Source organism: Hoeflea sp. CAU 1731 (assembly GCF_039888615.1).
GTDB lineage: Bacteria > Pseudomonadota > Alphaproteobacteria > Rhizobiales > Rhizobiaceae > Flavimaribacter.
In genome coordinates this window covers 1-2,767 of the sequence record NZ_JBDQQS010000047.1, presented here as the reverse complement: position 1 = coordinate 2,767, position 2,767 = coordinate 1, and the positions used below count along the sequence as shown (strand labels likewise).

2 protein-coding genes are annotated in these 2,767 nt (G+C 54.5%); both read left to right on the top strand.

Annotated elements, in window-relative coordinates:
• Nucleotides 1-161 precede the first annotated feature (161 nt).
• On the top strand, nt 162-1,781 hold the full coding sequence (locus tag AAFN47_RS28025; RefSeq protein ID WP_127601218.1) for a TnsB C-terminal domain-containing protein: 1,620 nt from the start codon (nt 162-164) through the stop codon (nt 1,779-1,781).
• Nucleotides 1,781-2,659, top strand: a complete 879-nt coding sequence (locus AAFN47_RS28020; protein ID WP_238720040.1) for a TniB family NTP-binding protein — start codon at nt 1,781-1,783, stop codon at nt 2,657-2,659. Before AAFN47_RS28025 ends, AAFN47_RS28020 begins: the two co-directional genes overlap by 1 nt.
• The last annotated feature ends 108 nt before the right edge of the window (nt 2,660-2,767 follow it).

The window sequence follows — 2,767 nt, the reverse complement described above, 5'->3', positions numbered from 1 at the left end:
TGTCGATTTAGGTTTGAAACCGAGACTCGCGCATTGAGTGTTTTCAATGATTTGCGTGAGACTGAAGTGTAATGCATTACACTTCAAATGAGACGCCAATGAGATTTTATTACACTCCAAATGGGATTGATCGACCGGTCGATCGACCATAATGTCGCCGTATGATTTCATCCCCAGAAGCCCCCGATGATGGTGACCGACATGCCGACGATGTAAGTCCGGAAGAGTTTCTTCGATATCTGCTCCGCGGCAGTGATGGGAAAGTGACAGCTGAGGTAGTCGCGGCTGCGCGTGAGGAGTATGGGATCCCGCGTTCGACGCTGTTTCGGCTCGTTGCGAGGTTTAGAAAGACACAACGCACTTCAAGCCTCAAACCTAGAAAACGCGGCACGCAAGAAGGAATGGTTAGGCTGGATCCCAGAACCGAGCGCATTATCGCCGAACAAGTGGAGGGCTTCTGGCTCAAAAAGGAAAAGCCGAGCTTTGCCGCACTGATGCGGCGCATTGGGGAAGTCTGCCTCACAGAGGGGCTATCACCTCCACATCGTAGCACTGTGCAGCGTAGAGTGTCGGAACTGATCCCGATTGCAGCGGCCCGCAAGCGCGGGGAGCGCGAGATCGAAGCCGCCTCGACACCGAGCCCTGGCCAGCTTTCTGTCGCAAAGCCGAATGCCCTTTGGCAGATCGATCATACTATTGTCGATGTCGTCGTTGTCGATGAACAATATCGCCAACCCATCGGACGGCCAGTGCTGACGATTGCCATCGATGTTTGCACCAGAATGGTCGCGGGTTTCCATTTGTCACTGGCAGCCCCATCGAGAACGTCGGTTGGCCTTTGCCTCCTGCACGCCGTTTACGACAAAGCAGCATGGCTAGACGAACGGGGGATTGATATTCCTTGGCCTGTCGCCGGACTGCCAGCTGTTCTTCATTGCGACAATGGCGCCGAATTCAGATCGCGAGCGCTCGCCGGCGCTTGCAAGGAATATGGCATCAAGCTCCTGTTCAGACCGCCAGCAACGCCCCGCTTCGGCGGACACGTCGAGCGGCTGATCGGAACCATGATGGGAGCTGTTCATCTGCTGCCTGGCACAACGTTCAGCAATGTGAAGATCAGGGGTGACTACGATTCCGAGGGCCGTGCGACCTTTACATTACGCGAACTAGAAAAGTGGATCGCACTGGAAATCGTCGGCAAATACCATCAGCGTATCCACGCCTCACTATTGCGCCCTCCCCTGGCCGTGTGGCGCGAACGGCAAGGTGAAGTCGATTTCGACCTACCGCCAGACCGGATGGCGTTCTGGACCAGCTTTTTGCCTGGTGACCGGCGCCGCTTGCTGAAGGACGGCATTCATCTGGAAAAGATTCGCTACTGGTCGGACGCCCTATCACGTGATGTCGGCCGGGGTGCTGAGCTTGAGATCAAATATGATCCACGAGACCTTTCTCGAATATTCGTTCGCCAGTCCGACGGCCGGTTTGTAGAAGCGCGGTACCGAAATCTCGCATATCCGCCCGTCTCATGGTGGGAATGGAAACATGCCAAGAAAAGGCTTCGAGACCAAGGACGGCGTGAGTTGCAAGAAGATGTTATCTTTGCAGCGATCGCAAAACAAAGGCAGATTGAAGACATTGCCGCATCCTCAAGCGCAAAAGCGCGCCGGAGTGCTGCTCGAAGGCCTACTAAACAGGACCAAAAGGAAAGCGGCCACGTTACGGCTATAGATTTGGCGAAATCGGTTCATTCAGATGACGACACGGAATTTTGGGATTGATGATTGAACTCCCGCATTTGGCGTCTGGCGCCGCGGCACTTGCCAACTCGCCAAACGAAACACGGATTCGTGCCATTCGATCCGATCGTTGGGTCGGCTTTGATCGCGCTCGTCGGGTTCTTCGGCATCTCGATGGGCTTTGCGACCATCCGCCATCAACGCGTCCGCCGGGCCTCGCGATTTATGGCCACAGCGGCATGGGCAAGACGATGCTCGTGGAAAAGTTCAAGCGTAATCATCCGCCAATTATCGATCACAGTACCGGTGTGGAAAGCATGCCGGTCCTGGCAATTACGCTGACATCACGCCCGACAGAACGCAGGATATACGGTCAATTGCTGATGGCCATGGGAGCCAGCATCAATGAACGCCTGACACTCATGGAACTTGAGATCAGGACCGTCCTCCTCCTGAAAAGCAACAATGTTCGTGTTCTGGTATTTGACGAGGTCCACAATCTTCTTGCTGGAACCCCGAGAGAGCAGCGCGTGATCCTGCAGCTGCTGCGATATCTTAGCAATGAGATCAAAGCTTCGCTCGTCTGTCTTGGCGTTTCCGAAGCCCGCGACGCGATTGCCGGCGACACTCAACTGGCACGACGCCTGGATCAGTTTGTACTGCCAAGATGGAAGGCGGATGAGGAATTCCAGGAACTGGTGACGGCGATCCTCCGAAGTCTACCGCTCAAACTTCCGTCCGCATTGTCCAGCCAGAGTTTGCGACACCTTTCCCGCCTCGGCGACGGCATAACCGCTCGCGTATTCGGGATACTGAACGAACTTGCAATCGAGGCGATCCAAGACGGCACAGAGCGGATCACCGATGAAAACATCGAATCCTGGAAGCCCGCTTTGGAAAAAGAGGCAGCATTCGCATAGCCAACGAAACGTTACACCTCAATTGAGACTCAGGCCGCAAAAGTCTCAATTGAAGTGTAACGTTTTTCCAGAAATTGTCCGAGTCCCAGTTTGAAGTGTAAATCGACA

Excerpts from the sequence above, each read along its gene's own strand:
- AAFN47_RS28020 (WP_238720040.1), top strand. The coding sequence starts at position 1,781 with ATGATTGAACTCCCGCATTTGGCGTCTGGCGCCGCGGCACTTGCCAAC.
- AAFN47_RS28025 (WP_127601218.1), top strand. The coding sequence starts at position 162 with ATGATTTCATCCCCAGAAGCCCCCGATGATGGTGACCGACATGCCGAC.